Genomic DNA, 25,647 nt, shown 5'->3' on the forward strand with positions numbered 1-25,647 from the left:
TCTGACTTAATGAACCACCTGCATGCGCTTTACGCCCAGTAATTCCGATTAACGCTCGCACCCTCCGTATTACCGCGGCTGCTGGCACGGAGTTAGCCGGTGCTTCTTCTGTTGCTAACGTCAAGATGCGCAGCTATTAACTACACACCCTTCCTCACAACTGAAAGTACTTTACAACCCGAAGGCCTTCTTCATACACGCGGCATGGCTGCATCAGGCTTTCGCCCATTGTGCAATATTCCCCACTGCTGCCTCCCGTAGGAGTCTGGACCGTGTCTCAGTTCCAGTGTGGCTGATCATCCTCTCAGACCAGCTAGGGATCGTCGCCTTGGTGAGCCATTACCTCACCAACTAGCTAATCCCACCTAGGCATATCTTGACGCGAGAGGCCCGAAGGTCCCCCTCTTTGGCCCGTAGGCATTATGCGGTATTAGCCATCGTTTCCAATGGTTATCCCCCACATCAAGGCAATTTCCTAGGCATTACTCACCCGTCCGCCGCTCGACGCCCATTAAATCCTCCGAAGATTCAATAATGTCGTTTCCGCTCGACTTGCATGTGTTAGGCCTGCCGCCAGCGTTCAATCTGAGCCATGATCAAACTCTTCAATTTAAGATTTTGTGACTCAACGAATACTGACTTCAAAACTAATATTCATTCGCTCTTTCGAAAAAGATTGATGAACATGTAATTTTAAAGCTATTACCATTCCAACAGAATGGTAATGAATTGACTGTGCCGAATAATTTCTTTCTACAAGAGAAAGTCGTTAAACGTATTGGTCACTCAGTTCATTGAAATCAATTTGTTACCGAAGTAACTGTTTTATCCAAAGGATAAAACGTTTTGATATTCATCAACGAGTGCCCACACAGATTGATAGGTTTAAATTGTTAAAGAGCTTCACTTGTTGAGCGTTCCTTTTAAGTAAGGAGCCTCTCTAAGTGGACGGCCATTCTAGCGTTTTAATTCTCAGTGTCAAACACTTATTGGGAATTAATTTCTACTTTTTAAAAGTAGGAGCGATTAAACGCTTTAAGCTAGTTGCCTTACCAACATTCTGCGCTGAAGCCTTGTGGCGTCTGCCGTGTCAGTGAGGCGGCATTATAGAGATGCAGCTCTTATTGGCAAGCATTAAATGCGTTTTTTATTGAAAAAAGAGGTTAAGCGAAGACATTTCAACCAAGGGCTTATTTATACCACTTTCAACCCAAGTTTCGAACAAATTACCCACAACACCCTGTGGATAACTACTCACCATTATCAAAAAAGTAAGATAAACGAGCCCTAGGGTTTAGATATTCTCTAACTTGTTCCGGTAACTTACTTGGATGAACTGCATTGACAATTTTTATCTCTTTACTAAAGAGGTCAATGATCGGGGCTTGGGTTCTTGGCACGCTAGGATCATAGATCAGTACATTCGGGTAAAGCATGTGTTTAGCATTAACTGAAATCACTATTCCAATTGATTCATTTGAAAGCTGCACGACAGTGCCCGGTGGGTACACTCCCATAAACTTGACTAACAGACTCAAGTTATCCTGACTATATAGGTGTTTGCAGTTCTTATATAAATGAGAGAGTGCTAAGTAAGGGATCTTCTGCTGGGATTGCGCTTTACTGTGGCAAAGGTTATCAAATGCATTTGCTACCGCGACTATTTTTGCAAACTCATCTATACCATCTTCAGTTAAGCCTTCTGGATAACCCGAACCGTCATTCATTTCGTGATGCTGACCAATAACTCTCTTCGCACTGTCAGGAAAACCCTCAATAGCCGTGACTATATCTACCCCATACTTAGTATGAAGTTTGAGATAATTCGCCTCTGGCACAGTCAAAGCTGCCTGCTTTCTTAGTATCGCTACGGGTATCTTTATTTTACCTATATCGTGAAACAACGCGGCAAATGAAAGGTCTTTCAACTGCTGCGTATTGTAGCCTTTTGCTTTACCTATCATTAACGCAACAACAGAGACATTTAATGTATGGAAGTAAATGTCTTCAAAGTCAGCTTTTGCATTCATGAGATGCAAGGTTACGTTATCGTCACTCACTAGCGTTTCAACAATCTCATCAACAAGAGCTTTAACCTCCCCTACCGCATCTAATGGGCGATTACGGATTTTGGTCATCACAGAACGCATTCGGGCAAGCGAACGTTCGAACTCTTTCTCGCAATGACTCACCCTACGACGGTAAGAGCTTAGAGTTTCGATACGCTCATGCTTATCTTTCCACATTCTTTCCGCTTCAAGACTTACTTGTAAATCAGTATCAAGGTCTTGTTCACTCACATGATTAGCGGGTAAAGGTGATGTATCGCTTTGGTTCGGATTTATATAGACGTGCTTAATCCCAAGATGTCGAATTACTTGTACTTGAGCGTCATCTTTGATTTTAAAGCTGTTAAGTAGAAATGGGTGTTCATTCCATTTTACTGGGAGTCGTACATGTAGACCGGGCTGAATGCGATCTACGGTAATCTTTATGCTGCCCATTTTTATATATAATATTGATCAATAATCTCTATTTATAATTCTAATAAAACCGAGCAGCAATTTCACTATCCAATTTCACAGGTTCAACTTAAAGAATCACAGTGCACCATCCAACGTATGCCGAACTTATCTTCCACTTTGCCAAACCGAGCTCCCCAAAACGTATCCGCTAAAGGTGTCATTATTCGCCCACCTTGCTTCAGGTTTTCAAAGATTTGCTCTTGAGTCGCGGTATCCTCAGTAACAAGGGAGAGAGCGAGGTTGTTACCTTCGAGCTCTTTCGCTTTAACACCATCAGACATCATCAGCTTCATACCAAACGCTTCAAACTCAGCATGCATAATCCAATCAGGTTGAGCTCCCTCTATTACTTGTGGCGCATCACTAAAAAGTTGTTTCGATAAAACTACACCGCCAAAACATTTATGATAAAAATCCAACGCTTCGTTACAACGGCCATCAAAAAACAAGTAAGGGGTTACTGTCAGCATATATCTCTCCTCTATTATTCCTTTAAACATAGACAATAGATGAGAGAATGGTAGGTAACATCATGATTTAAGATGATTAATTTATTAAGGAATCGAATTGCGAAGGGAAACGGTGTGGTTTAGGAATGAAACAACAAGATCTGACTGATTAAAAAAGCGTTCCTGCCGTTAAAACAAAGGTAAGCTTTTCTATTCTCCAGATACAACAAAGCCCCGACCATTTCTGATCAGAGCTTTATCTAAATATGGTACCGGTAGGCCGACTTGACTGGGCTTGCATCCAAGCCGTCACGCTGGATTTTAAATTCACAAACGCCTAAAACGACGAAAGGTCGCTATAAAAGCGACCTTTCTATGCTTGGTACCGGTAGGCGGAATGATTGGACAGGCATTCCTGCCGCCGCCGAGAAGGCAACGCTCCCTATACCCCAGATACAACAAAGCCCCGACTTTCGTCGAGGCTTTGTCATTTAAATATGGTACCGGTAGGCGGACTTGAACCGCCACGCCCGAAGGCAACGGATTTTGAATCCGTCGTGTATACCAATTTCACCATACCGGCATTATCTTGGGGCGTTGCCCTTTCGATGTCTGGCATTATACGTATGCGAACTGATGTGGCAAGTATAAAAACTTGAATTCATGTGTGTTTGCCGATAATTTCGCCACTAAGTCATAAGCTGTGCGTCATGTCTCTTTTCACGCCAGGCCTTAGACTATATTCTGACGCCTAAATTTTTGAAGAAGTAATAACACCATGACATCAACAAACACAATGCCACCAGCAGGAGTAATGCGCCGATTTGGTGCCTTGTTCTATGACGCCCTTATCGTAATCGCTATTGAGATGCTGGCGGCTGGCGTCATTGTCGCTCTGCTGCATGCGCTCATGGCACTTGGCGTTTTTAACCATAGCGGTTATGCCGATGTTAGTGACTTCTTGAGCAACCACCCGATTTGGAGCCCTGCATATACCTTTTACTTAGTCGTAGTTTGGGTGTACTTCTTTGTGTTCTTTTGGACAAAAGCAGGTCAAACGCTAGGCATGCGAGCTTGGAAACTGCGCATTCAAAACAAAGATGGCTCCGCTATTACTGTAACCCAAGCTCTGATTCGCTTAGGTACTTCAGGATTTGGATTAGCAAACTTATGTGTTCCATTCGACCCTCAAAAGCGTGGCTTTCACGACATCTGGGCGAAGACCGAAGTAGTAGTGCTACCACAAGCACGATAACGCGATCAAACTTGCTACAGTCAAGAGCAAAAAAGGAAGGCGTTATGCCTTCCTTTTTTCTATTTACAGTTTCCGCCTCAAGAGCATTATGGCTATTCCAAGGAACACCACGCTCGGGGCTAGCGCACCAAAGGCCGGTGGTATTTGATAGACCAAACTGACCGGACCAAAGAACTCACTGGATATATAGAAGGTAAAACCTGCAATAACCCCCGAAAGAATTCTTGCTCCCATAGTCACACTTCGTAATGGGCCAAAGATAAACGACAATGCCATCAACATCATGACCGCTATCGAAATCGGCTGAGTTATCTTTCTCCATAAAGCGAGTTCATAGCGTGATGCATCTTGCTCCGACGCCTTAAGGTAAGAAACATAATCGTACAACCCACTTAAAGACAGTTCTTCAGGCTTAACCGTTACAATGGCAAGCTTATCTGGAGCGAGTGACGTCTTCCATGAGTATGTCGGTAGGCTTTCTTTAGTAATCTGAATCTCATTTTCGAACGACGTGATCTCGACATCGTTCATTGTCCAAACGTTGTCTCCAACGTAATCGACCTCTTCAGAATATATCGCCGTCTTAAGTGCCTTATTTTCATCAAAGCGCCACATGTTCAAACCATATAGCTTTTCATCGTCAATTTTGACAACGAATATAAAGTCATTGGCATCACGCGCCCATACCCCGCTTTGGGTAGAGATAATATTACCACCAGCAATCGATATGGTTCTTAGGTCACGAGCCATCTTCTGTGCTTGAGGCGCCCCCCATTGACCAAGAAGAGTCACGACGATCATTAATGGAATAGCGGTTTTGAGTACCGATAGGCCAATATCTAACTTAGAGAAACCCGCCGCCTGCATCACCACCAGTTCAGAACTCGCAGCAAGCATACCCAATCCAATCAATGCACCAAGTAATGCAGCCATTGGAAAGAACATTTCGATATCACGAGGGACACTCAATAGAACGAAATACAGCGCTTGTAGTAGATCATAGGTACCACGACCAACTTTTCTCAACTGCTCTACGTACTTGATAATCCCAGAGAGACCAACAAACGTCACCAATACCAGAGACGTCGTTGCGATGATGGTTCTGCCTATATATAAATCGAGAATCTTAAACACGGCTTAAGCTAACCTTTTATTCTTGAATTTTTCTTTCAAACGCCTTACTGGCACGCTATCCATAAAGTTTGCACCAATTGCGACAAATAACAATAACGCATTAATTGGCCACATGCCGACTACCGCAGGGATACTCCCTTCTTCAATCGAAGATTTGGTTGCACTGATTGCTAAGAAATAGGTTAGATAAATTAGAATGGCTGGACCAATTTTAGCGAAACGACCCTGTCGAGGGTTCACCGCAGACAGTGGCACAACAAGCATGGTCAACAATGGAATACAAAGTACCAATGAAATTCGCCACTGTAATTCCGCTTTCGCACTTTTTTCTGGATTACCAATCAGTTCGAGTGTAGGAATAGCTTCCCAATCTCGACCTTTCTTCTCAACTTCACGCTGACCAATTAAACCTTCGTACTCTTCAAAGTGCGTCACCATATAATCGAGACGTGTCGGAACCCCTTCATGGCGAGTGCCGTCATACATAACGATGACTTGGCGACCATCGCTCAGTTCTTTGACATCACCCGACTTAGAAAACATCACACTGGGTAATACCGAATCACGTGGGCGCATTTGAGCAACGAACACATTTTCTAACTTATTACCGTCGATATCATCAATGAAAACGACAGAAGAACCATCCGGCGTACCTTCAAACTTACCTTTCGGAAGTAAATCAACGCTATTTTCTGCAGCCACTTCTTCATACATTTGCTCAACTTTGTCTTGCGACCAAGGAGACAACCAAAATGAGTTGAAGGCAGCAACAGATGCAGTAATCAAAGCCAAATAAAGCGCAGATTGGATAAGGAATTTATTACCAATACCCGTTGCGTTCATTACGACTATTTCACTTTCAGCGTAAAGACGGCCAAAAGTAAGCAAAATACCAATATAGATACTGAGTGGAAGCATCAATAAACCCATCGCTGGCATATTTAGACCAACAATCGACAATATGAGGCTCGCAGGAATATCACCATCAGAGGCGTCCGCTAAAACACTGATGAATTTTTGGCTGAGAAACACGAGAAAGAGAACAAAAAAGATCGCAAATTGGCTCTTGATTGTCTCGCGGATCAAATATCTAACAATAATCACGCTCAAATTACCTATACAAAACTTGTTTTTTTGATTGAATCACTATAATTTCCCGTTGAACCTTTTATTTTTTTAAATTTTTAGCTAAGTGTTAGCGTTCTTCTTTAAGGTTAGTTCCATTATAGGATCCAACAAGTAAGAACCCATTATCTAACATTTAGTTCGATTTGTCTTCAGGATGTAGGAGTACGCATGGAGTTCAGTGTAAAAAGTGGCAGCCCAGAGAAACAGCGCAGCGCATGTATCGTTGTCGGTGTATTCGAACCGCGCCGCCTTTCTCCAGTAGCCGAGCAATTAGATAAGATTAGCGATGGCTACATTAGTTCACTGCTTCGTCGCGGTGATCTAGAGGGTAAACCTGGCCAGATGCTGCTACTGCATCAAGTACCTGGTGTACTTTCAGAACGTGTTCTACTGGTAGGCTGTGGTAAAGAACGTGAGCTAGGCGAGCGTCAATACAAAGAAATCATCCAAAAAACCATCAGCACACTAAACGAAACTGGTTCTATGGAAGCAGTATGTTTCCTTACAGAACTTCACGTTAAAGGTCGCGACACTTACTGGAAAGTTCGTCAAGCGGTAGAAGCGACTAAAGATGGTCTTTACACATTCGACCAATTTAAGAGCAACAAACCAGAGACTCGTCGTCCATTACGTAAATTGGTATTCAACGTACCAACTCGTCGCGAGCTAAGCCTTGGCGAAAAAGCGATTTCTCATGGTCTTGCTATTGCTTCAGGTGTGAAAGCATCTAAAGATCTTGGCAACATGCCACCGAACATCGCAAACCCGGCTTACCTAGCTTCTCAAGCTCGTCGTTTAGCTGACGATTATGAGACAGTAAAGACTAAGATCATCGGTGAAGAAGAGATGGAAAAGCTGGGTATGACTTCATACTTAGCTGTAGGCCGTGGCTCTAAGAACGAATCTATGATGTCTATCATGGAATACAAAGGTGCTGCTGACCCAAATGCAAAACCTATCGTTCTGGTCGGTAAAGGTCTTACTTTCGATTCAGGCGGTATCTCGCTTAAGCCTGGTGAAGGCATGGATGAGATGAAGTACGACATGTGTGGTGCTGCATCTGTATTCGGCACAATGAAAGCACTGGCGAAACTTAACTTGCCAATCAACGTTGTAGGTATCCTTGCAGGCTGTGAAAACATGCCAGGTAGCAATGCTTACCGCCCAGGTGACATTCTAACAACCATGTCAGGCCAAACCGTTGAAGTATTAAATACTGATGCAGAAGGTCGCTTGGTTCTATGTGATGCCCTAACTTACGTTGAGCGCTTTGAACCAGATTGTGTTGTCGATGTTGCTACGCTAACTGGTGCATGTGTTATCGCTCTAGGTCACCACATCAGTGGCGTTCTATCTAACCACAACCCACTGTCTCATGAACTTGTTAATGCTTCAGAGCAAGCAAGTGATCGCGCATGGCGTCTACCTATGGCAGACGAGTACCATGAGCAGCTGAACAGTCCGTTTGCTGATATGGCAAACATCGGTGGCCGCCCTGGCGGTACTATCACCGCAGGTTGCTTCCTGTCTAAATTCACTAAGAAGTACCACTGGGCTCACATTGACAGTGCAGGTACTGCGTGGAAGTCAGGTGCAGCGAAAGGCTCGACAGGTCGTCCTGTCTCAATGCTAGTCCAATTCTTATTGAACCGCAGCGGCCAAGAGACTGAAGAGCAATCTTCAAAATAATGAAAAGGGCCTACGGGCCCTTTTTTAATAAGCGCTATTTGTTAGACCCTGTTAACCAAGTAATATTGATATCCACGATTTTCAGTTCAAGTTTCGAGTGTTAAGTATGCAGACTGCCACGTTTTACATTGTGCCTTCAGACAGCCCGCAAGCCTGCGAAGATGGTTTTGCTCACTATGTGCTGTTTCTTGCTCAGTACTTTGCTAAACAAGGCGCTAAACTTTATCTCAACTGCAATGACAAAGAACATGCCGAACGTATCGCTGAGGTTTTCTGGCAGGTCGAACCCAATGAATTTATTGCACATAACTTAGTTGGCGAAGGCCCAAAGTATTCAACCAACATCGAAATTGGCTATCAAGGCGTAAAACATAATTGGAATCGCCAACTGGTAATAAATCTGGCCGATAATAATACAACCTTTGCGAACGCCTTTGCTCAGGTGATAGACTTCGTTCCTTGCGAAGAAAAAGCTAAGCAACTCGCTCGAGAAAGGTATAAAATTTACCGTCAGGCTGGATATCAGCTACAAACTATCGAGATTCAACATCCATAGTCAAACCTCATAGTTAAAGCTATCTTTGGATTTAGATTCAAGAAGCTTCACTTATGAAGTTTGACCACGATTAACCATTCACAGTATCCGTTATAAGAGCACTATGGAAAAGACATACAACCCAACATCAATCGAACAAGCTCTGTATAAGACTTGGGAAGAGAAAGGCTACTTTAAGCCACACGGTGACACATCAAAAGAAGCTTACAGCATCATGATCCCGCCACCGAACGTCACTGGCAGCCTACACATGGGTCACGCGTTCCAAGATACGATCATGGATACGCTTATCCGTGCTCAACGTATGAAAGGCAAAAATACTCTTTGGCAAGTGGGTACTGACCACGCTGGTATCGCCACTCAAATGGTTGTTGAGCGTAAGATCGCCGCTGAAGAAGGCAAAACAAAACACGACTACGGCCGTGAAGCTTTCATCGACAAGATCTGGGAATGGAAAGGCGAATCAGGTGGCACGATCACTCAACAACTTCGTCGTCTTGGTGCTTCTGTAGATTGGGATCGTGAGCGATTCACTATGGATGACGGCCTATCGGCTGCGACTCAAGAAGTGTTTGTTCGTCTATACGAAGAAGACCTAATCTACCGTGGTAAGCGCCTAGTAAACTGGGATCCTAAACTGCACACTGCTATTTCTGATCTTGAAGTTGAAAACAAAGACAAAAAAGGTTTCATGTGGCACTTCCGCTATCCACTAGCGAACGGTGTTAAAACGGCTGACGGCAAAGACTACATCGTCGTTGCTACTACACGTCCAGAAACCATGCTTGGTGATACAGGCGTTGCGGTTAACCCTGAAGATCCTCGCTACAAAGATCTTATCGGTAAAGAAATCCTGCTTCCTATCGTTAATCGTCTTATCCCTATCGTAGGTGATGAGCACGCTGACATGGATAAAGGCACGGGTTGTGTGAAAATCACGCCAGCTCATGACTTTAACGATTACGAAGTGGGCAAGCGCCATAGCCTACCAATGATCAACATCCTAACGTTCAACGGTGATATCCGTGATGCGGCTGAAATCTTCACAACTAACGGTGAAGAAAGCGATGTGTACTCAACAGATCTTCCAGCTAAATACCAAGGTATGGAACGTTTTGCTGCTCGTCGTGCAACGGTTGCTGAATTTGAAGAGCTAGGTTTACTTGAAGAGATCAAAGATCACGATCTAACCGTTCCTTACGGTGACCGTGGTGGTGTAGTTATCGAACCAATGCTGACTGACCAATGGTACGTGCGTACAGCGCCTCTTGCTGCGCCTGCCGTTAAAGCCGTTGAAGATGGTGAGATCCAATTCGTACCTAAGCAATATGAAAACATGTACTTCGCGTGGATGCGTGACGTGCAAGACTGGTGTATCTCTCGTCAACTTTGGTGGGGCCACCGTATCCCAGCATGGTACGACAACGATGGTAAAGTTTACGTAGGTCGCACTGAAGAAGAAGTTCGTGAAAAGAACAACCTTTCACCGGTAATTGTTCTTAAGCAAGACAACGACGTTCTTGATACTTGGTTCTCTTCTGCACTTTGGACGTTCGGCACACAAGGCTGGCCTGAAGATACTGAAGCAATGAAAACATTCCACCCATCAGAAGTACTAGTATCTGGTTTTGATATTATCTTCTTCTGGGTTGCTCGTATGATCATGATGACAATGCACTTCGTGAAAGACGAAGATGGCAAGGCTCAAGTACCTTTCAAAACAGTTTACATGACGGGCCTTATCCGTGATGAAAACGGCGACAAGATGTCTAAGTCGAAAGGTAACGTACTTGATCCAATCGATATGATTGACGGCATCGGCCTTGAAGAGCTAGTAGAAAAGCGTTGTGGCAACATGATGCAACCTAAACTGGCTGCTAAGATCGAAAAAGCAACACGTAAGACTTTCGAAGATGGTATCGAACCATACGGTACCGATGCACTGCGTTTCACTCTTGCTGCTATGGCTTCAACTGGCCGTGACATCAACTGGGACATGAAGCGTCTTGAAGGTTACCGTAACTTCTGTAACAAGCTATGGAACGCAAGCCGTTACGTACTGATGAACACAGAAGAGCACGATTGTGGCATGTCACTGTCTGTAGAAGACCGTGCAAACATGGAATTCTCTCTAGCAGACAAGTGGATTGAATCTCAGTTTGAAGTTGCAGCGAAAGAGTTTAACGCTCATCTAGACAACTACCGTCTAGACATGGCAGCAAACACGCTTTACGAATTCATCTGGAACCAATTCTGTGACTGGTACCTAGAGCTAACTAAACCTGTTCTTTGGAAGGGTACTGAAGCTCAACAACAAGCGACTCGTTACACGTTGATCACGGTTCTTGAGAAGACACTACGTCTTGCTCACCCTGTTCTTCCTTACATCACTGAATCTATCTGGCAGAGCGTTATTCCGCTGATCGACGGCGTTGAAGGCCCTGATGCAGAAGAAAGAACTATCATGACTCAAGCGCTTCCTCAGTTTAATGAAGCTAACTTCAATGCTGAGATCGTTGACGACATCGAATGGGTTAAAACTTTCATCACTGCTATCCGTAACCTACGTGCGGAATACGACATTGCCCCAAGCCAAGGCTTAGAAGTAATGATCAAAGTCGCTGATGAGAAAGATGCAGTTCGTATCGAAGCAAATAAGATCGTTCTTACTTCTCTAGCTAAGCTAGACGATATTAAAGTTCTAGCAGACGGCGAAGCAACTCCGGCTTGTGCAACCAAACTGGTTGGCAAATCTGAGCTGATGATCCCAATGGCGGGTCTTATCGACAAAGATGCTGAACTTGCTCGTCTAGATAAAGAAGTAGCGAAGACTCACGGTGAGATTAAGCGTATCGAAGGCAAGCTAGGTAACGAAGGTTTTGTTGCTAAAGCACCAGAAGCGGTTATCGCGAAAGAGCGTGAAAAGCTTGAAGGCTACCAAGAAACGCTTGTTAAGCTAGAAGAGCAAAAAGCGACTATCGCTGCACTTTAAAACTGATTGAACGAGAAGGCTTCGAACTTCTCGCTCTAAATAGAAAGGTTGGTCTTCGTGACCAACCTTTTTTTATGCCAATCACTCCAAGCTTTATCGTCCGTCACTTATTTATTGATAGTTTTTACCTATCAAATTAATCCCTACAACCCATTTTAATTAATGATAATAATTCTCAATAATAGCTCTATCAAAACAACACAACGATTGAGTAATTATCATGAAAAAGACACTAACCTTTGCCGCATTACATTTTACTATCGCATTTAGTGTCGCTTACGTACTCACAGGCGACATCTTAATTGGCAGCTTAATTGCCATGATTGAACCCTCTGTGAATACTGTTGCCTTCTATTTTCATGAAAAGGCTTGGGCTCAAGTTCCAGCGCTTAAAGCTCGTCAGTGGATGACTAAATTAAAAACAGCAAGCTTCGCTACTATCCACTTTAGTGTTGCCTTTACCGTTGTCTACTTATTGACTGGCGATGCCTTTGTTGGTGGTGTGATGGCAACATTAGAACCCGCTTTGAATACCGTGGCTTACTACTTCCATGAGAAAGTTTGGCTACGAAAAGCAGAAAACCAAACAGCACAGCCACAGTTTTGTTTGCACCAACACGCTTAACCTAGAGAGTTCATTGTTGACATAGTTGCGATTCGCAATTAAATTATAGTTGTACATCGCAACCATATTAAGAGGCAACATGACTTCAGCACAGCTTAGAGAATTATCACGTCAGCTCGTTCGACAGCTTGGAATGCTCGACAAAGATTGTGGTGATATTGCCCTACCTCCGATTCAAGCACATACGCTTATCGAACTAGAGCAGCAGCCATTAACCGTGAATCAATTAGCGGATAAGCTCAATATTGATAAGTCCAACGCCAGTAGAGCAGTCAATAATCTAGCGAGGAACTCGTTAATCCAAACCTCGCCACACCCCAACGATAAGCGCAGTGTTGTTGCTTCAGTAACAGAACAAGGGATAAACACTCTTGCCCAACTTCACAGTCAACAGAATCAATTTTATGACTCGGTACTTGAGCGTTTAACGGAAGCGGAAACTCAACAAGTTTCTGGGGGAATTAAGCACTACCTTAGAGCACTGCAACAAAGCCACGCTTCAAGCGGTGTGATGGTTCGTTCCCTACAACAGCAAGACAACACCGTAGTGGCCAATGTAATTCGCCAAGTCTCTTATGAAAACGGGCTAACTGAAGATAAAGGTTATGGTGTGGCTGACCCCACCTTAGAAGACATGTTCAATGTTTATAACAATGAAAGATCTCAGTATTGGGTAATTGAACTTGATGGAAAGGTTGTCGGTGGTGGCGGATTTGCACCATTAGCAGGTATGCCAGAGGTCTGTGAACTGCAAAAGATGTACTTCTTGCCAGAAACAAGAGGCAAAGGCTTAGCGAAGAGGTTGGTTAATATGTCGATGGAGAAAGCTAAGGAACTGGGTTATCAACATATGTATCTAGAAACGACCGAATGCCTTAATGCCGCCATTAAACTTTACGAAAAATTGGGCTTTGAACACCTTGATTCAGCTTGGGGAGAAACAGGCCATGACGCTTGTGAGGTTGTCATGGCCAAAACGCTATAATGTGTTTTGAAATAGGGTTAGCGTCGGCAGTTCATCAGATGACAAGCAAGTGAGCGAATTGATTCCTTACGTAACGGGCTAATTAAATAACCGCTAACTACGCAAAAAATTACTGACGCAAGAAGCTGGATTCAAGGCGACAAAAGAGCTCTCTTCCTGGCCATCAAGTACCACTTCTAACGAGTATAAATGTTTAGGGTTAGGATTCTCAATATCAAAAATTATCGGCGCCTCAACCTGGAAAACAACACCCGTATGTTCTGCTCGCACATCTATCGGCATCACTAATGTCATACCATTAAACTTGATTGATGCCGATATTAGCCCTGGCTTTAGCGTTTGGTAGATAACATCCACTTTGAACTCACAACCACCACCGTAATGCCAGATCTGCTCTGTCACAACTTGCTCAAGCTTGACGTGACGAACGAACTGCAGATATGGCGCTTGCCAGATTCCGATACGAGAATCCGATTTAGCGACAGCCGATGAAGAGACTGACTCATCCATATCCTCTTCAAGCAATAAGCTCTCCTCTTCTTCAAGGAAAAGAATCTCAAAACGGTTGCGACCAGACTGCATGTAAGGTCGAATATCTTTACGATATTCGACTTGGCTACCATCACAATCAAACACAGCCACACCATTGAGTCGAACTTCCGCAAAGTAATCAACACCTGCCATTACTAACTCAACAAACGGGCACGCCAACATCGCATCATCCACTTCGATGTCATGCATCAGGTGCCACTCTTGCTCTGCGATTTCACTTTCACTCAAGCTATCAGGAAGCTTTGAACTTAACGGAGCCGGAAAAGTAATGTCATCTTGTGGAATAGAGAGGTCCGTCAGTGGCGATATTTGCCAAAGACCATCGAGAGGTAATCGCATAGCATTCCTTGAGCTAGATCAATTTTGACCGCATTATAATGAATGAATGCATATAAAGACATTTATTTTTCTGAGGATAAAAAAATGCCAGCTCAAGGCTGGCATTCTTTAAAACTGGGAAGAGATTACTCTTCGTCTTCCTCATCTTCGTCTGGGTAGATAGCATCTTCACCTTCGTAGTAAGTGCCCCAACCGTCGTAGATAATGTCAAACTTCTCTGCAAGATTTACAAGCTTCTCAACTTGCTCATCAATCGCTTCTGCATTCAGAGTACACTGCATCGTTGCATCACAACAAAGTAGCTTGTTGCCATCTTCGTCTTCTGTCTCTTCAGCTTCAAGCACTTCAAAGCCCATTTTGAATGCTTCAACAACGGCTTTCTCAAGTACTGCGAAATCTTCAGCAAAAAGGTGATGCTCGATATCGTATAGAGCTTCAGGATCGCTACCATCTTCGATTAGTGCTTCAATGATGTCGCGAGTCTCTCCTTTTTGAAATTCAATTAATTCCGCTACTGATAGATATTCATCTTCGTGAGACATGTGTCTGCTCCAGAGTGTTGACTATGAAAAGATCAAATTTGATTGCCACGAAATATGGCATGGATCGCCTAGAAAAGCCACCTAGATCAGGTATAGAAGAGTAAGTTTATCGCTAGATAACAGAGAGGATATCAATTAAAAAGTGAAATCAAAATCACAGAAACAAATTTTCAACATATTATTAACTAACGTGTGTTTTAGCATTTCATTTTTATTGTTACTTTTCGCCTTACTTCTCTAAAACTGAGTGGTTAGTCATATCAAATGCATACTGACGATCACTTCATTGGTGCATAAGATCTCATTTTAGAATGGATAATTGCATAAATTTTGAATGAAAAATCATGTTCACCAAGCAAAATGGATTATCGAGTTACTGAAATTTGAGCATAGAACTGCAAAAAGTTTGTTCTAGCATTGAGTCTTTCAATTGGATTTTAATATCACTAATTTTTAATTAATCAGCATTAAAAACCAACAATTGAGAAATAACACAACCTTTACACAATTTTCAAAACTTGCATATTACGAACAAGCTTGTCATAAATAGACGCTGGATTAATAGTAAGGATGCAAAATGAGTAAGCTGTACGTTGGCTCCGAAGTCGGTCAATTAAGACGAGTTCTCCTAAATCGACCTGAAAGGGCACTCACCCACCTCACCCCTTCTAACTGTCATGAGTTACTCTTTGATGATGTACTTGCAGTAGAAGCCGCAGGTGAAGAACACGATGCCTTTGCGACGACACTTCGTAACCAAGACGTTGAAGTGTTATTACTGCATGACCTACTGGTTGAGACACTCGCTGTAGCTCAAGCTCGTGAGTGGCTACTGACGACTCAAATCTCAGACTTCCGTTACGGCCCTACATTCGCACGTGATTTAAGAGAATACCTTGCTCAAATGGACAACGAGCACTTAGCCACGATCCTACTGGGTGGCTTAGCCTACTCTGAACTTCCTATTAAATCTTCTTCAATGCTACCGAAGATGCACCGCCCACTTGATTTCGTTATTGAGCCACTACCCAACCATCTATTTACCCGCGATACTTCTTGTTGGGTTTATGGAGGTGTCTCTCTTAACCCAATGATGATGCCTGCTCGTCAACGAGAAACGAATCACTTGCGAGCAATTTACCGCTGGCACCCTGTATTCGCAGGCCAAGATTTCATTAAGCACTTCGGTGATGAAGATCTTCACTATGACAATGCGAATATTGAAGGTGGAGATGTTCTGGTTATCGGTAAAGGTGCCGTGCTTATCGGTATTTCAGAGCGTACTAAGCCACAAGGTGTTGAAAACCTAGCCGCTAGTTTATTCAAATCCGGTCAAGCAACCGAAGTGATTGCGATTGATTTACCAAAGCACCGCTCTTGTATGCATCTTGATACAGTAATGACGCACATGGATATCGACACATTCTCAGTCTATCCAGAGATCGTTCGTAAAGACCTAGATACTTGGCGCTTAACGCCGAAAGAAAATGGCGAAATGCGAGTAGAGAAAGCTGAAAACTACCTAACAGCGATTGAAGGCGCACTGGACCTCGATCAACTGAAGATCATCACAACCGGTGGTGATAACTACGAAGCTGAACGTGAGCAGTGGAATGACGCTAACAACGTACTGACGGTGAAACCGGGTACGGTTATCGGCTATGAGCGTAATGTTTACACCAATGAAAAATACGATAAAGCAGGTATCGAAGTTCTGACGATTCCGGGCAATGAACTAGGTCGTGGCCGAGGTGGCGCTCGCTGTATGAGTTGTCCTATCGAAAGAGACGGTATCTAAGCCACAAAACTCAATAAAGCGAGCACACTAACTTATCTAGGCCAGTACCATTATACTGGCCTTTTTTATCAAATTAATAAAATAAATATTCACAAATATAGCATTTTTATGTTTAACTGAGTTCTTCATTGATTCTATATACGCAAGGAGCGAGAGATGGCCTTTAATCTTCGCAATCGTAACTTTCTAAAACTTCTCGACTTTACTCCTAAAGAGATTCAGTTTTTACTCGACCTGTCTGCCGACCTTAAAAAAGCTAAGTATGCAGGTACAGAGCAGAAAAAGCTTAACGGTAAAAACATCGCTTTGATCTTTGAAAAAGCATCCACTCGAACTCGATGTGCTTTTGAGGTAGCTGCTTTTGATCAAGGCGCTCAAGTCTCTTATTTAGGCCCATCTGGTTCTCAGATTGGTCAGAAAGAATCAATGAAAGATACGGCACGTGTATTAGGTCGCATGTACGATGGCATTGAATACCGAGGGTTTGGCCAAAGCATTGTCGAAGACCTAGGCGCTTATGCTGGTGTACCAGTTTGGAATGGCTTAACCGATGAGTTCCACCCTACTCAGATCTTGGCTGATTTCCTCACTATGCTTGAGCATGGTCGTGGTAAACATCTGCACCAAATCAGCTTTGCTTACCTTGGTGATGCACGTAACAACATGGGTAACTCTCTGTTAGTGGGTGCCGCGAAAATGGGCATGGATATTCGCCTTGTCGCGCCAAAAGCATTTTGGCCAGAAGAGCACCTTGTCGAAGAGTGCCAAGCTATAGCGCAAAGTACAGGTGCAAAAATCACGCTGACAGAAGACGTTGCTGAAGGTGTGAAAGGCTGTGATTTCCTTTATACCGATGTTTGGGTTTCTATGGGTGAAGCGCCAGAAGCTTGGGACGAACGTGTGGCTGTAATGACACCTTACCAAGTGAATATGGATGTCATTAAGCTCACAGGTAACCCTCAAGTGAAATTCATGCATTGCCTGCCCGCTTTCCACAACAATGAAACCGTGATCGGCCAGCAAGTTGCAGACAAATATGGAATGAACGGCTTAGAAGTCACTGACGAAGTCTTTGAATCGGATTACTCAATTGTATTTGATGAAGCAGAGAATCGCATGCATACCATCAAAGCGGTAATGGTTGCGACTCTGGGCCAATAGCGAATACTGAAAGTAAACAAAAGCTTGATGTAATCGCTTGCGCTCACAAATTGAAAGCGTATAATTCTCGGCAATTTGTCTGAGAGTAGTGAAAATGACGCCAAGCAATGTTGTGATAAAGCATAATGATATTGTGAAAACACATAATAAAATTGTGAAAACACCAAATATTGCTCGCAAGCTAGCATGCTTGCCAGGCCGTCTATTCTGCTTTTCAGCACTTTTTTAAAGCCTCCCATTATGGGGGGCTTTTTTATGGCCAATACATTATTGTGGGGAAGAAGATCATGGCGAATTCGCTCTATCAAAAGCACATCATCTCAATTCCAGAGCTTTCTCGTGAAGAGCTAGAATTAATTGTTCAAACGGCAGGTCAGCTAAAGGCTGAACCAAACCCAGAACTCATCAAGAACAAAGTTGTTGCCAGCTGCTTCTTCGAACCTTCAACGCGAACTCGTCTCTCTTTTGAAACGGCTATTCAACGCATCGGTGGTGATGTGATTGGTTTCGACAGTGGTGGTAACACGTCACTGGCGAAGAAAGGCGAAACGCTAGCGGACTCGGTACAGGTTATCTCTTCATACGTTGATGCTTACGTAATGCGTCATCCTCAAGAAGGTGCTGCGCGTCTGGCTTCTGAGTTTTCTAACGGTGTACCGGTTATTAACGCAGGTGACGGCGCAAACCAACACCCAACACAAACGCTATTAGACCTATTCTCTATCGCTGAGACACAAGGCCGCCTAGACAACCTCAACGTTGCATTCGTTGGTGACCTTAAGTACGGCCGTACGGTTCACTCGTTGACTCAAGCGCTAGCGAAGTTCGATAACATCTGTTTCTACTTCGTGGCACCTGAAGCACTGGCGATGCCAGACTACATTTGCGAAGAACTTGATGAGGCGGGTATCAAGTATCAACTGCTGACAGACATGGAAGATGTCATTCCAGAGCTTGATGTCTTGTACATGACTCGAGTTCAAAAAGAGCGCTTCGATGAATCGGAATACGCGCACATCAAATCAGCGTACATCCTGACGGCTCCAATGCTGGAAAATGCACGTGATAACCTAAAGGTTCTTCACCCTCTTCCTCGTGTTGATGAAATTACTGTCGATGTCGATAAAACACCTTACGCTTACTACTTCCAGCAAGCAGAGAACGGTGTTTACGCACGCGAAGCACTGCTAGCCCTTGTTCTTAACGAAACGCTGTAGAGGAGAGATATCATGTCTAAAGAGACTCAATTAAAAGTTGAAGCAATCAAGAACGGAACGGTTATCGACCATATCCCAGCCAACATCGGGATCAAGGTACTCAAACTGTTCGACATGCATAACTCTAATCAGCGAGTAACGATTGGCCTAAACCTGCCATCTTCTGCTCTAGGCGGTAAAGACTTACTCAAGATAGAGAATGTGTTTATCACGGAAGAACAAGCGAGCAAGTTAGCACTTTACGCACCTCACGCAACGGTAAACCAAATCGAAGATTACGAAGTGGTTAAGAAGCTAGCATTGGAACTTCCTGAGCAAATCAACGATGTGTTCGAGTGTCCAAACACCAACTGCATTACTCACAACGAGCCCGTAGAAAGCAGCTTTAAGATCTTTGAAAAGAAAGAAGATATTCGATTGAAGTGTAAATACTGCGAAAAAGTCTTCTCTCGTGAGATCGTGACAGAAAGATAACGTCATACGGCAACATCGATCGAACGCAAAAACTATTCAATACCTCGCCTGTGCGGGGTATTTTGCTCTTTACCTATCCTAAGTTTGAAGGCACACTAAAAATCGCTTTTTATCCAATAACTGATGGAATAACCAATGACTAAAGTACTTCACACAGAATCAGCTCCAGCTGCAATCGGCCCATACGTACAAGGTGTTGACCTTGGTAATATGGTTCTGACTTCTGGTCAAATCCCAGTAAACCCAGCAACTGGTGAAGTATCTGCTGATATCGCAGTGCAAGCTCGCCAATCTCTAGACAACGTTCAAGCGGTTGTTGAAGCTTCTGGCCTGACTGTAAAAGACATCGTAAAACTAACGGTATTCGTTAAAGACCTAAACGACTTCGGTACAGTAAACGAAGTTTACGGTAAGTTCTTTGATGAGCACGGTGTTGCAAACTACCCTGCACGTTCATGTGTTGAAGTAGCGCGTCTGCCAAAAGATGTGGGTATCGAGATCGAAGCTATTGCGGTTCGCAAATAGGTTTTAATATCTAGAATAAACGGTTTCTAGTAAACAAGTTGGCATAAAGCTGAGCGTTTATCAGATACAAAAAAGGTTGCCCAATTGGCAACCTTTTTTATTGTTCATCGTTTCGCTTAGATGATTACTTCTTATTAAGCTCAACCACTTCTTTGTCTAACTCTTCAAGCTTCGCAGCCATCTGCTCACGAGCTAGGTTAGCCAGTTGACGAACATTAGACTTATCGTAATCTTCAGTACTGATTGGTGGCAGCATTTCAACAATCACATGACCATTGTTCCAACGGTTCAGCTTCACGCCACCTGTTGAGCTACACACGATAGGGATAATAGGTAAGCCAGCGCCAATCGCAGCATGGAAAGCACCCGTTTTGAATGGCAACAAACCACGACCACGAGAACGAGTCCCCTCAGGGAACATCCATACTGAAACATCACTCTCTTTAAGGCTAGTAACCACTTGGTCAATCGTACCTACCGCTTTGCTGCGGTTAGCTCGGTCGATTAGGATATTACCCGTCAGCCAATACAGCTGACCAAAAAGAGGCATCCACGCTAAGCTCTTCTTACCAACAGTCACAACTTTAGGTGTTACCGCTGATGAAATCGTGAATAGATCCCAGCTATTTTGGTGGTTTGCAACGTAAACATGTTGGCCACGAGAGTAAGCATCTTCCGGGATACGAAGCTCTAACTTCATACCAAAGATTTTCGACATACGACCGAAATAACGACCAAAGGTAAATACGTGTTTCGGGTTGCGTGGGCTTAGTAGACAGTAACCACACCCAAATACAAACATAAGAATCGCAAATATCGCCACTGCGAAAATACGTAATATTGCTATCATTTTGTTCCTCACAACCGCCAAGTTGATTCATCTATTTGCACAAAATAGGCAACAGATTCACTGACGGTAAATACAACTATAAAAAAGCCGAAACCAAGGTTCCGACTTTTCTGTTTTCATCTTACTGATTCATGAACTCACTAACCTAAGTTAGTTCGACTCGCTAAACCGTGTAATGTTTGCGCCTAAGGCTGACAATTTATCTTCAATCTTATCGTAGCCACGATCGATGTGATAAATACGGTCAACAATGGTTTCACCTTGAGCAATACAGCCAGCAATAACAAGACTCGCAGATGCGCGAAGGTCCGTTGCCATTACTTGAGCGCCGCTCAATTTTTTGGTTTCACCACAAATAGCCGTGTTGCCTTCTATTTCCGCTTTTGCGCCCATTCGCTGTAACTCAGGGATGTGCATAAAGCGGTTTTCAAAGATAGTCTCAGTGATAACACCACTGCCCTTCGCCATCATGTTAAGCAGAGTAAATTGTGCTTGCATGTCGGTTGGGAAACCTGGGTGAGGTGCTGTTACGATTTTCACCGCTTTCAGCTCACGGTCTGTCATATCAAGGCTGATCCAGTCTTCGCCTGTTTCAACCTTCGCACCCGCTTCTTCAAGCTTCGCTAATGCAGCTTCAAGAAGATGAGCGTTGGTGTTGCGACAAACCACTTTACCGCCAGAAACAGCAGCAGCAACAAGGAACGTACCCGTTTCGATACGGTCAGCAACCACAGAGTGATGACCACCACCAAGACGCTCAACGCCTTCGATAGTAATCGTGTCTGTACCTGCGCCAGAAATCTTAGCACCTAGTTTGTTTAGGAAATCAGCCGTATCAACAATCTCAGGCTCGCGCGCTGAATTGTCCAAAACAGTTGTTCCTTCAGCAAGTGTTGCTGCACACATGATAGTAATGGTGGCGCCCACACTTACTTTATCCATCACGATGTGCGCGCCTTTCAAACGGCCGTCAACACTTGCTTTTACATAACCATCTTCCAACTTAATGGTCGCACCTAGTTGCTCTAGGCCATGGATATGTAAATCAACAGGTCGAGCGCCAATTGCACAACCACCAGGAAGTGACACTTGGCCTTCACCAAAACGAGCGACTAGAGGACCTAAAGCCCAAATAGAAGCACGCATTGTTTTTACTAAATCGTAAGGCGCACAAAATTCATTAATTTCGCTGCCATCAACATGAACACTACCGTTACGTGATACTTTTGCGCCTAAACGCTTAAGCAATTCCATCGTAGTATCGATGTCACGTAGGTGAGGAACATTACTCACTTCAACCGGCTCTTCAGCAAGGATTGAGGCGAATAAAATAGGTAGCGCTGCATTTTTTGCGCCTGAGATCGTCACTTCACCGCTTAACGGCTTATCCGATCCAATAACTCGAAACTTTTCCATCATAAACCTTAAAGTGACATCAGTTTCTTATCACGTTCCCACTCTTCTGGCGTGAAAGCCTTAATAGAAAGAGCATGGATGTCATTGCGTTGAATGTATTCCATTAGTGGGCCGTAGATTAGTTGCTGCTTCTTAACTCGATTCATGCCGTCAAAACATGCATCAACCGCAACAACTTCGTAATGACTGCCTTCACCCTTCACGAAAATCTCCTGAAGGTTCAGTGCCGCTGCTAATAATTCTTGTACTTTTGTGCTGTCCACAAATAGCTCCTGCCTAATTTTTTATGTGTTCTGCCATCATTGGCTGGATATTGCTCAATTGGAACAACGTTCGTAATTGTTCTGGCACGAAACTGAGCATTATATGACAGTTTTGATTTTTTGCATGCTCTAATAAGTGAATTAGCATCACCATTCCTGCTGAATCGACTCGATTTATATGGCTAAGGTCAATTTCAACGCTCGATTCCGTCGTTTGCCACTTTTCCAATATACGCCAGATTGCAGGGACACTGTCTCGGTCTATGTCACCGAGCAGCTGATACTCTTTAGAGCTTAGTGCTTGCCATTGAGAGTGGCTCATTATTTATTACTCTCAAAACGAATCGGTTGTGCTGCAAGTTTCTCTAATTCATCGGCAACTTGTAAAATGCCTTCTTGACGAATTTTAGTATTCCACTCTGATTGCTTGCTCGATAACAGGCTAATACCTTCAGCAACCATATCAAACGCCTTCCACTCGCCTGACTTCTTGTCTTTGCGTAGCTTAAATTCAAGCTTAATGTTTGGTCGCGGCGTATCTAAGATACTAACCTTAATACTGGTAATACGGCTATCTGCTTTGATTTTTGGTTCTGGACCAAATTCAATCGTCTGATCCGAGTACTGAGTCAGTACTTGAGCGTAAGAAGAAACGAGGTATTTACGGAACGCATCGATAAATACACGTACGTCTTTTCTGTCCGCCCCTTTTAGGTTAGGTCCTAACAACTTAAGTGCCGCATATTGCGCGTTCACATAAGGCATCAATTCATCTTCCACAATGACCTTCAATAACTCAGGATCTTGCTGGATATTCTCTTGCTCACTCTTTAAACGATCAAATGCCACTTCAGCAACTTGCGTCATCATCTGATAAGGCTGAGTGCGATCAATCGATTCTGCAGCAAAAACTTGAGCAGAAATAAGTGAAGCCATTGCTACCATAAACATTGATTTCAAGTAACCGATAACTTTGAAGTGACTAATAGTTTTCAACATCATCTTATTCCTTAACTTCGCTGTCATCAGAGCCACCAACGCTATACAGCACTTGGCCAATCAAATCTTCTAGTACTAATGCTGACTTGGTGTCTTCAATAGAATCACCATCAACCAACATCTCTTCATCATCAAAAATGAAGCCAGGAACCAGACTGATGTACTGCTCACCGATTAAGCCAGACGTTAAGATTTGAGCACTAGAGGTATCTGGAAATTGTGAGTACTTCGCATCAATAGATAATTCAACGACAGGAAGGTAACTCTCGGTATCAAGCTCAATACTTTTAACTCGACCGACAACGACGCCACCCACCTTCACTGGAGAGCGAACTTTTAGGCTACCAATGTTGTCAAAGGTCGCTTTTAGATTGTAAGTATGGTTCGAACCTAAGCCTTTTACGTCAGCGACTTGAAAGATCATGATTAAGATTGCGCAAATTCCGACAATAGCAAAGGTGCCGACCCATAATTCTAATTTTCGAGTTTGTTGCATGATTAATTCCCAAACATCAATGCGGTAAGAACAAAATCTAGCCCTAATACCGCTAGAGAAGAGTGCACTACAGTGCGTGTGGTTGCCTGACTAATACCTTCTGAGGTCGGTACCGCATCATAACCATTAAAAAGTGCGATCCAAGTTACTGTGATAGCAAAGACCATACATTTGATCGTGCTGTTACCAATATCTCGACCTAGCTCAACGGAAGACTGCATCGCTGACCAGAAACTGCCGTGGTCAATGCCCTTCCAATCAACACCAACCAACTGAGCCCCCCAAATCCCGACCGCCATAAAGATCATAGCGAGCAGTGGCATTGAGATAAGCCCAGCCCAAAGGCGTGGCGCAATAATGCGTTTGAGAGGATCGACGGCCATCATTTCAAGGCTAGAGATCTGTTCGGTTGCTTTCATTAAGCCGATTTCAGCCGTTAATGCTGAACCTGCGCGGCCTGCAAACAATAACGCAGTCACCACTGGGCCCAACTCACGTAACAGTGAAAGCGCGACCATTTGACCAAGATTACCTTCAGCACCGTAGTCGATTAACACGACATAGCCTTGCAGGCTGAGCACCATGCCAATAAACAAACCCGAAACTAAAATGATAGCTAATGACTGAACACCAACGCTATAAAGTTGTTTAACGAATAAAGGGAAATTCTTTAGTCTCGGGATGCCAAACAAAGCCCCAAATAACATCAGGCTTGCTCGACCAAATGACTCACAGATCGCAAGTGTTCGCTTACCGACACCCGCAATAGCTTTAACAATCATATTAAAACAAATCCTCTTTTAAGCTCTTCGCAGGAAATCTAAACGGCACAGGGCCATCCGCGTCACCTTGCAAAAATTGCTGCACTCTCGGATCGCTGTTGTTGTACAGCTCATCAGGCGCACCAGCAGCAATGATTTTTCCATCAGCCATCAGATAAACCCAATCGGCAATACTCATCACCTCAGGCACATCATGAGAAACGACAATAGAGGTCAAGCCCAAAGCTTGATTGAGATTACGGATCAGCTCAACCAAGACGCCCATAGTGATCGGGTCTTGGCCAACAAACGGCTCATCGTACATGATAAGTTCAGGATCCAATGCGATCGCACGAGCCAACGCAGCACGTCTCGCCATCCCACCAGACAATTCACTCGGCATCAATTGCGCAGCACCTCGTAACCCTACCGCTTCAAGCTTAAGTAATACGATGGTACGAATGAATTTTTCGTTAAGTTCAGTGTGCTCTCGCAGCGGAAACGCCACATTATCAAAGACATTAAGATCAGTAAAAAGTGCACCCGATTGGAAAAGCATGCTCATTTTTTTACGTGCTTGATATAGCTTTCGACGTGATAATGCAGGGATATTGTCGCCATCAAACCAAATTTCGCCCTCATCTGGCGGTAATTGTCCGCCAATCAAACGCAGCAAGGTCGTTTTACCGATCCCTGACGGGCCCATGATTGCGGTTATTTTGCCTTGAGGCACCTCTAAACTGATGTCATCAAAGATAACGCGCTCACCGCGTGAGAAGCTGAGGTTCTTAACTTTCACAAGCTCAGTGTTCAACATATTTTTGTTGTTTCCTTGCTTTAAAATACGCCAATTATGGCTGCAATAATAATGAGTCTACTTTAGAATTAAAAGCACTGTTCAATTAATTCATATTAA

The 25,647-nt window shown here is 43.7% G+C and carries 25 protein-coding genes, 1 tRNA gene and 1 rRNA gene; 11 read left to right on the forward strand and 16 right to left on the reverse strand.

All coding sequences use genetic code 11. The features are described 5' to 3' along the window. From L3V35_RS22495 to L3V35_RS22510, 4 genes are all read right to left on the reverse strand, one after another. Nucleotides 1-612, reverse strand: a 16S ribosomal RNA gene (locus L3V35_RS22495); the annotation flags it as partial. 638 nt (nucleotides 613-1,250) lie between these two features. Beyond that, complete coding sequence (locus L3V35_RS22500; protein WP_237300685.1) at nucleotides 1,251-2,504, reverse strand: HD-GYP domain-containing protein; 1,254 nt, start codon at nucleotides 2,502-2,504, stop codon at nucleotides 1,251-1,253. Between the two features lie 83 nt (nucleotides 2,505-2,587). Next, nucleotides 2,588-2,995, reverse strand: coding sequence for a VOC family protein (locus L3V35_RS22505; protein WP_004735357.1), 408 nt, complete (start codon nucleotides 2,993-2,995; stop codon nucleotides 2,588-2,590). A 477-nt stretch (nucleotides 2,996-3,472) separates the two neighbouring features. Further along, a tRNA-Leu gene (locus L3V35_RS22510) sits at nucleotides 3,473-3,557 on the reverse strand. Nucleotides 3,558-3,752: 195 nt separating this feature from the next. On the opposite strand from L3V35_RS22510, the gene L3V35_RS22515 reads away from it, so the two are divergent. Continuing rightward, nucleotides 3,753-4,229: an RDD family protein gene (locus tag L3V35_RS22515; RefSeq protein WP_054548293.1), complete on the forward strand. Its 477-nt coding sequence runs from the start codon at nucleotides 3,753-3,755 to the stop codon at nucleotides 4,227-4,229. Between the two features lie 63 nt (nucleotides 4,230-4,292). Here the strand turns inward: L3V35_RS22515 and lptG are convergent, their stop codons facing one another. Both lptG and lptF read right to left on the reverse strand, forming a co-directional pair. After that, nucleotides 4,293-5,363 (reverse strand): LPS export ABC transporter permease LptG, encoded by a 1,071-nt coding sequence (gene lptG, locus L3V35_RS22520; protein WP_004735337.1) that lies wholly within the window; start codon nucleotides 5,361-5,363, stop codon nucleotides 4,293-4,295. Nucleotides 5,364-5,366: 3 nt separating this feature from the next. Continuing rightward, nucleotides 5,367-6,467, reverse strand: coding sequence for an LPS export ABC transporter permease LptF (gene lptF, locus L3V35_RS22525; protein WP_054548292.1), 1,101 nt, complete (start codon nucleotides 6,465-6,467; stop codon nucleotides 5,367-5,369). A 192-nt stretch (nucleotides 6,468-6,659) separates the two neighbouring features. Here lptF and pepA point away from each other — a divergent pair, with 192 nt between their 5' ends. From pepA to L3V35_RS22550, 5 genes are all read left to right on the forward strand, one after another. Next, nucleotides 6,660-8,180 carry a leucyl aminopeptidase gene (gene pepA / locus L3V35_RS22530; RefSeq protein WP_004735335.1) on the forward strand — a complete coding sequence of 507 codons (1,521 nt, stop codon included), beginning with the start codon at nucleotides 6,660-6,662 and terminating at the stop codon, nucleotides 8,178-8,180. Between the two features lie 106 nt (nucleotides 8,181-8,286). Continuing rightward, nucleotides 8,287-8,736 carry a DNA polymerase III subunit chi gene (locus L3V35_RS22535; protein ID WP_237300686.1) on the forward strand — a complete coding sequence of 150 codons (450 nt, stop codon included), beginning with the start codon at nucleotides 8,287-8,289 and terminating at the stop codon, nucleotides 8,734-8,736. Between the two features lie 103 nt (nucleotides 8,737-8,839). Next, the gene (locus L3V35_RS22540; protein ID WP_237300687.1) at nucleotides 8,840-11,728 is read left to right on the forward strand and encodes a valine--tRNA ligase; all 2,889 of its coding nucleotides are present in this window, start codon (nucleotides 8,840-8,842) and stop codon (nucleotides 11,726-11,728) included. Between the two features lie 220 nt (nucleotides 11,729-11,948). Beyond that, nucleotides 11,949-12,353 carry a DUF2061 domain-containing protein gene (locus L3V35_RS22545; protein WP_237300688.1) on the forward strand — a complete coding sequence of 135 codons (405 nt, stop codon included), beginning with the start codon at nucleotides 11,949-11,951 and terminating at the stop codon, nucleotides 12,351-12,353. A gap of 79 nt (nucleotides 12,354-12,432) precedes the next feature. Beyond that, the gene (locus tag L3V35_RS22550) at nucleotides 12,433-13,338 is read left to right on the forward strand and encodes a bifunctional helix-turn-helix transcriptional regulator/GNAT family N-acetyltransferase (protein WP_237300689.1); all 906 of its coding nucleotides are present in this window, start codon (nucleotides 12,433-12,435) and stop codon (nucleotides 13,336-13,338) included. Nucleotides 13,339-13,431: 93 nt separating this feature from the next. Here L3V35_RS22550 and L3V35_RS22555 read toward each other — a convergent pair whose 3' ends face one another. Together L3V35_RS22555 and rraB are read right to left on the reverse strand one after the other, a co-directional pair. Then, a complete protein-coding gene (locus L3V35_RS22555) occupies nucleotides 13,432-14,229 on the reverse strand; it encodes a hypothetical protein (protein WP_146456652.1) in 798 nt (265 codons plus the stop codon). 125 nt (nucleotides 14,230-14,354) lie between these two features. After that, nucleotides 14,355-14,771 (reverse strand): ribonuclease E inhibitor RraB, encoded by a 417-nt coding sequence (gene rraB / locus L3V35_RS22560; RefSeq protein ID WP_237291200.1) that lies wholly within the window; start codon nucleotides 14,769-14,771, stop codon nucleotides 14,355-14,357. Nucleotides 14,772-15,348: 577 nt separating this feature from the next. On the opposite strand from rraB, the gene arcA reads away from it, so the two are divergent. The 5 genes from arcA to L3V35_RS22585 all read left to right on the forward strand — a co-directional run bounded on the left by arcA (nucleotide 15,349) and on the right by L3V35_RS22585 (nucleotide 19,946). After that, the gene (arcA, locus tag L3V35_RS22565; RefSeq protein WP_017110564.1) at nucleotides 15,349-16,569 is read left to right on the forward strand and encodes an arginine deiminase; all 1,221 of its coding nucleotides are present in this window, start codon (nucleotides 15,349-15,351) and stop codon (nucleotides 16,567-16,569) included. 156 nt (nucleotides 16,570-16,725) lie between these two features. Then, nucleotides 16,726-17,730, forward strand: a complete 1,005-nt coding sequence (locus L3V35_RS22570) for an ornithine carbamoyltransferase (protein WP_004735322.1) — start codon at nucleotides 16,726-16,728, stop codon at nucleotides 17,728-17,730. Nucleotides 17,731-18,017: 287 nt separating this feature from the next. After that, nucleotides 18,018-18,947 carry an aspartate carbamoyltransferase gene (pyrB, locus tag L3V35_RS22575; RefSeq protein ID WP_004735321.1) on the forward strand — a complete coding sequence of 310 codons (930 nt, stop codon included), beginning with the start codon at nucleotides 18,018-18,020 and terminating at the stop codon, nucleotides 18,945-18,947. A 12-nt stretch (nucleotides 18,948-18,959) separates the two neighbouring features. Then, complete coding sequence (gene pyrI, locus L3V35_RS22580; RefSeq protein ID WP_192889453.1) at nucleotides 18,960-19,421, forward strand: aspartate carbamoyltransferase regulatory subunit; 462 nt, start codon at nucleotides 18,960-18,962, stop codon at nucleotides 19,419-19,421. Nucleotides 19,422-19,556: 135 nt separating this feature from the next. Next, on the forward strand, nucleotides 19,557-19,946 hold the full coding sequence (locus tag L3V35_RS22585) for a RidA family protein (RefSeq protein ID WP_009847729.1): 390 nt from the start codon (nucleotides 19,557-19,559) through the stop codon (nucleotides 19,944-19,946). 124 nt (nucleotides 19,947-20,070) lie between these two features. Here the strand turns inward: L3V35_RS22585 and L3V35_RS22590 are convergent, their stop codons facing one another. The 8 genes from L3V35_RS22590 to mlaF form a co-directional block, all read right to left on the reverse strand. Beyond that, entirely contained in the window at nucleotides 20,071-20,796 is a 726-nt protein-coding gene (locus L3V35_RS22590) for a 1-acylglycerol-3-phosphate O-acyltransferase (RefSeq protein WP_004735318.1), read from the reverse strand. A 150-nt stretch (nucleotides 20,797-20,946) separates the two neighbouring features. After that, nucleotides 20,947-22,212, reverse strand: coding sequence for a UDP-N-acetylglucosamine 1-carboxyvinyltransferase (gene murA, locus L3V35_RS22595; RefSeq protein WP_054548286.1), 1,266 nt, complete (start codon nucleotides 22,210-22,212; stop codon nucleotides 20,947-20,949). 8 nt (nucleotides 22,213-22,220) lie between these two features. Continuing rightward, complete coding sequence (gene ibaG / locus L3V35_RS22600; protein ID WP_004735316.1) at nucleotides 22,221-22,475, reverse strand: BolA family iron metabolism protein IbaG; 255 nt, start codon at nucleotides 22,473-22,475, stop codon at nucleotides 22,221-22,223. 13 nt (nucleotides 22,476-22,488) lie between these two features. After that, nucleotides 22,489-22,797, reverse strand: coding sequence for a lipid asymmetry maintenance protein MlaB (locus L3V35_RS22605; RefSeq protein ID WP_004735315.1), 309 nt, complete (start codon nucleotides 22,795-22,797; stop codon nucleotides 22,489-22,491). After that, nucleotides 22,797-23,426 (reverse strand): phospholipid-binding protein MlaC, encoded by a 630-nt coding sequence (locus L3V35_RS22610; RefSeq protein WP_237300700.1) that lies wholly within the window; start codon nucleotides 23,424-23,426, stop codon nucleotides 22,797-22,799. Before L3V35_RS22610 ends, L3V35_RS22605 begins: the two co-directional genes overlap by 1 nt. A 52-nt stretch (nucleotides 23,427-23,478) precedes the next feature. After that, nucleotides 23,479-23,970, reverse strand: coding sequence for an outer membrane lipid asymmetry maintenance protein MlaD (gene mlaD, locus L3V35_RS22615; protein ID WP_237300690.1), 492 nt, complete (start codon nucleotides 23,968-23,970; stop codon nucleotides 23,479-23,481). Nucleotides 23,971-23,972: 2 nt separating this feature from the next. Then, a complete protein-coding gene (gene mlaE, locus L3V35_RS22620) occupies nucleotides 23,973-24,752 on the reverse strand; it encodes a lipid asymmetry maintenance ABC transporter permease subunit MlaE (RefSeq protein WP_004735312.1) in 780 nt (259 codons plus the stop codon). A 1-nt stretch (nucleotide 24,753) separates the two neighbouring features. After that, complete coding sequence (gene mlaF, locus L3V35_RS22625) at nucleotides 24,754-25,548, reverse strand: phospholipid ABC transporter ATP-binding protein MlaF (RefSeq protein ID WP_004735311.1); 795 nt, start codon at nucleotides 25,546-25,548, stop codon at nucleotides 24,754-24,756. Nucleotides 25,549-25,647: the final 99 nt, after the last annotated feature.

It is taken from the genome of Vibrio sp. L5-1, assembly GCF_021728315.1.
Classification (GTDB): domain Bacteria; phylum Pseudomonadota; class Gammaproteobacteria; order Enterobacterales; family Vibrionaceae; genus Vibrio; species Vibrio splendidus_K.

Coding starts and splice junctions, on each gene's coding strand:
- rraB (WP_237291200.1), bottom strand. CDS start 14,771: ATGTCTCACGAAGATGAATATCTATCAGTAGCGGAATTAATTGAATTT.
- pepA (WP_004735335.1), top strand. CDS start 6,660: ATGGAGTTCAGTGTAAAAAGTGGCAGCCCAGAGAAACAGCGCAGCGCA.
- L3V35_RS22550 (WP_237300689.1), top strand. CDS start 12,433: ATGACTTCAGCACAGCTTAGAGAATTATCACGTCAGCTCGTTCGACAG.
- L3V35_RS22555 (WP_146456652.1), bottom strand. CDS start 14,229: ATGCGATTACCTCTCGATGGTCTTTGGCAAATATCGCCACTGACGGAC.
- L3V35_RS22610 (WP_237300700.1), bottom strand. CDS start 23,426: ATGTTTATGGTAGCAATGGCTTCACTTATTTCTGCTCAAGTTTTTGCT.
- mlaD (WP_237300690.1), bottom strand. CDS start 23,970: ATGCAACAAACTCGAAAATTAGAATTATGGGTCGGCACCTTTGCTATT.
- L3V35_RS22515 (WP_054548293.1), top strand. CDS start 3,753: ATGACATCAACAAACACAATGCCACCAGCAGGAGTAATGCGCCGATTT.
- pyrB (WP_004735321.1), top strand. CDS start 18,018: ATGGCGAATTCGCTCTATCAAAAGCACATCATCTCAATTCCAGAGCTT.
- mlaF (WP_004735311.1), bottom strand. CDS start 25,548: ATGTTGAACACTGAGCTTGTGAAAGTTAAGAACCTCAGCTTCTCACGC.
- L3V35_RS22570 (WP_004735322.1), top strand. CDS start 16,726: ATGGCCTTTAATCTTCGCAATCGTAACTTTCTAAAACTTCTCGACTTT.
- L3V35_RS22585 (WP_009847729.1), top strand. CDS start 19,557: ATGACTAAAGTACTTCACACAGAATCAGCTCCAGCTGCAATCGGCCCA.
- L3V35_RS22545 (WP_237300688.1), top strand. CDS start 11,949: ATGAAAAAGACACTAACCTTTGCCGCATTACATTTTACTATCGCATTT.
- L3V35_RS22505 (WP_004735357.1), bottom strand. CDS start 2,995: ATGCTGACAGTAACCCCTTACTTGTTTTTTGATGGCCGTTGTAACGAA.
- L3V35_RS22605 (WP_004735315.1), bottom strand. CDS start 22,797: ATGAGCCACTCTCAATGGCAAGCACTAAGCTCTAAAGAGTATCAGCTG.
- mlaE (WP_004735312.1), bottom strand. CDS start 24,752: ATGATTGTTAAAGCTATTGCGGGTGTCGGTAAGCGAACACTTGCGATC.
- L3V35_RS22540 (WP_237300687.1), top strand. CDS start 8,840: ATGGAAAAGACATACAACCCAACATCAATCGAACAAGCTCTGTATAAG.
- L3V35_RS22500 (WP_237300685.1), bottom strand. CDS start 2,504: ATGGGCAGCATAAAGATTACCGTAGATCGCATTCAGCCCGGTCTACAT.
- pyrI (WP_192889453.1), top strand. CDS start 18,960: ATGTCTAAAGAGACTCAATTAAAAGTTGAAGCAATCAAGAACGGAACG.
- arcA (WP_017110564.1), top strand. CDS start 15,349: ATGAGTAAGCTGTACGTTGGCTCCGAAGTCGGTCAATTAAGACGAGTT.
- L3V35_RS22590 (WP_004735318.1), bottom strand. CDS start 20,796: ATGATAGCAATATTACGTATTTTCGCAGTGGCGATATTTGCGATTCTT.
- L3V35_RS22535 (WP_237300686.1), top strand. CDS start 8,287: ATGCAGACTGCCACGTTTTACATTGTGCCTTCAGACAGCCCGCAAGCC.
- murA (WP_054548286.1), bottom strand. CDS start 22,212: ATGGAAAAGTTTCGAGTTATTGGATCGGATAAGCCGTTAAGCGGTGAA.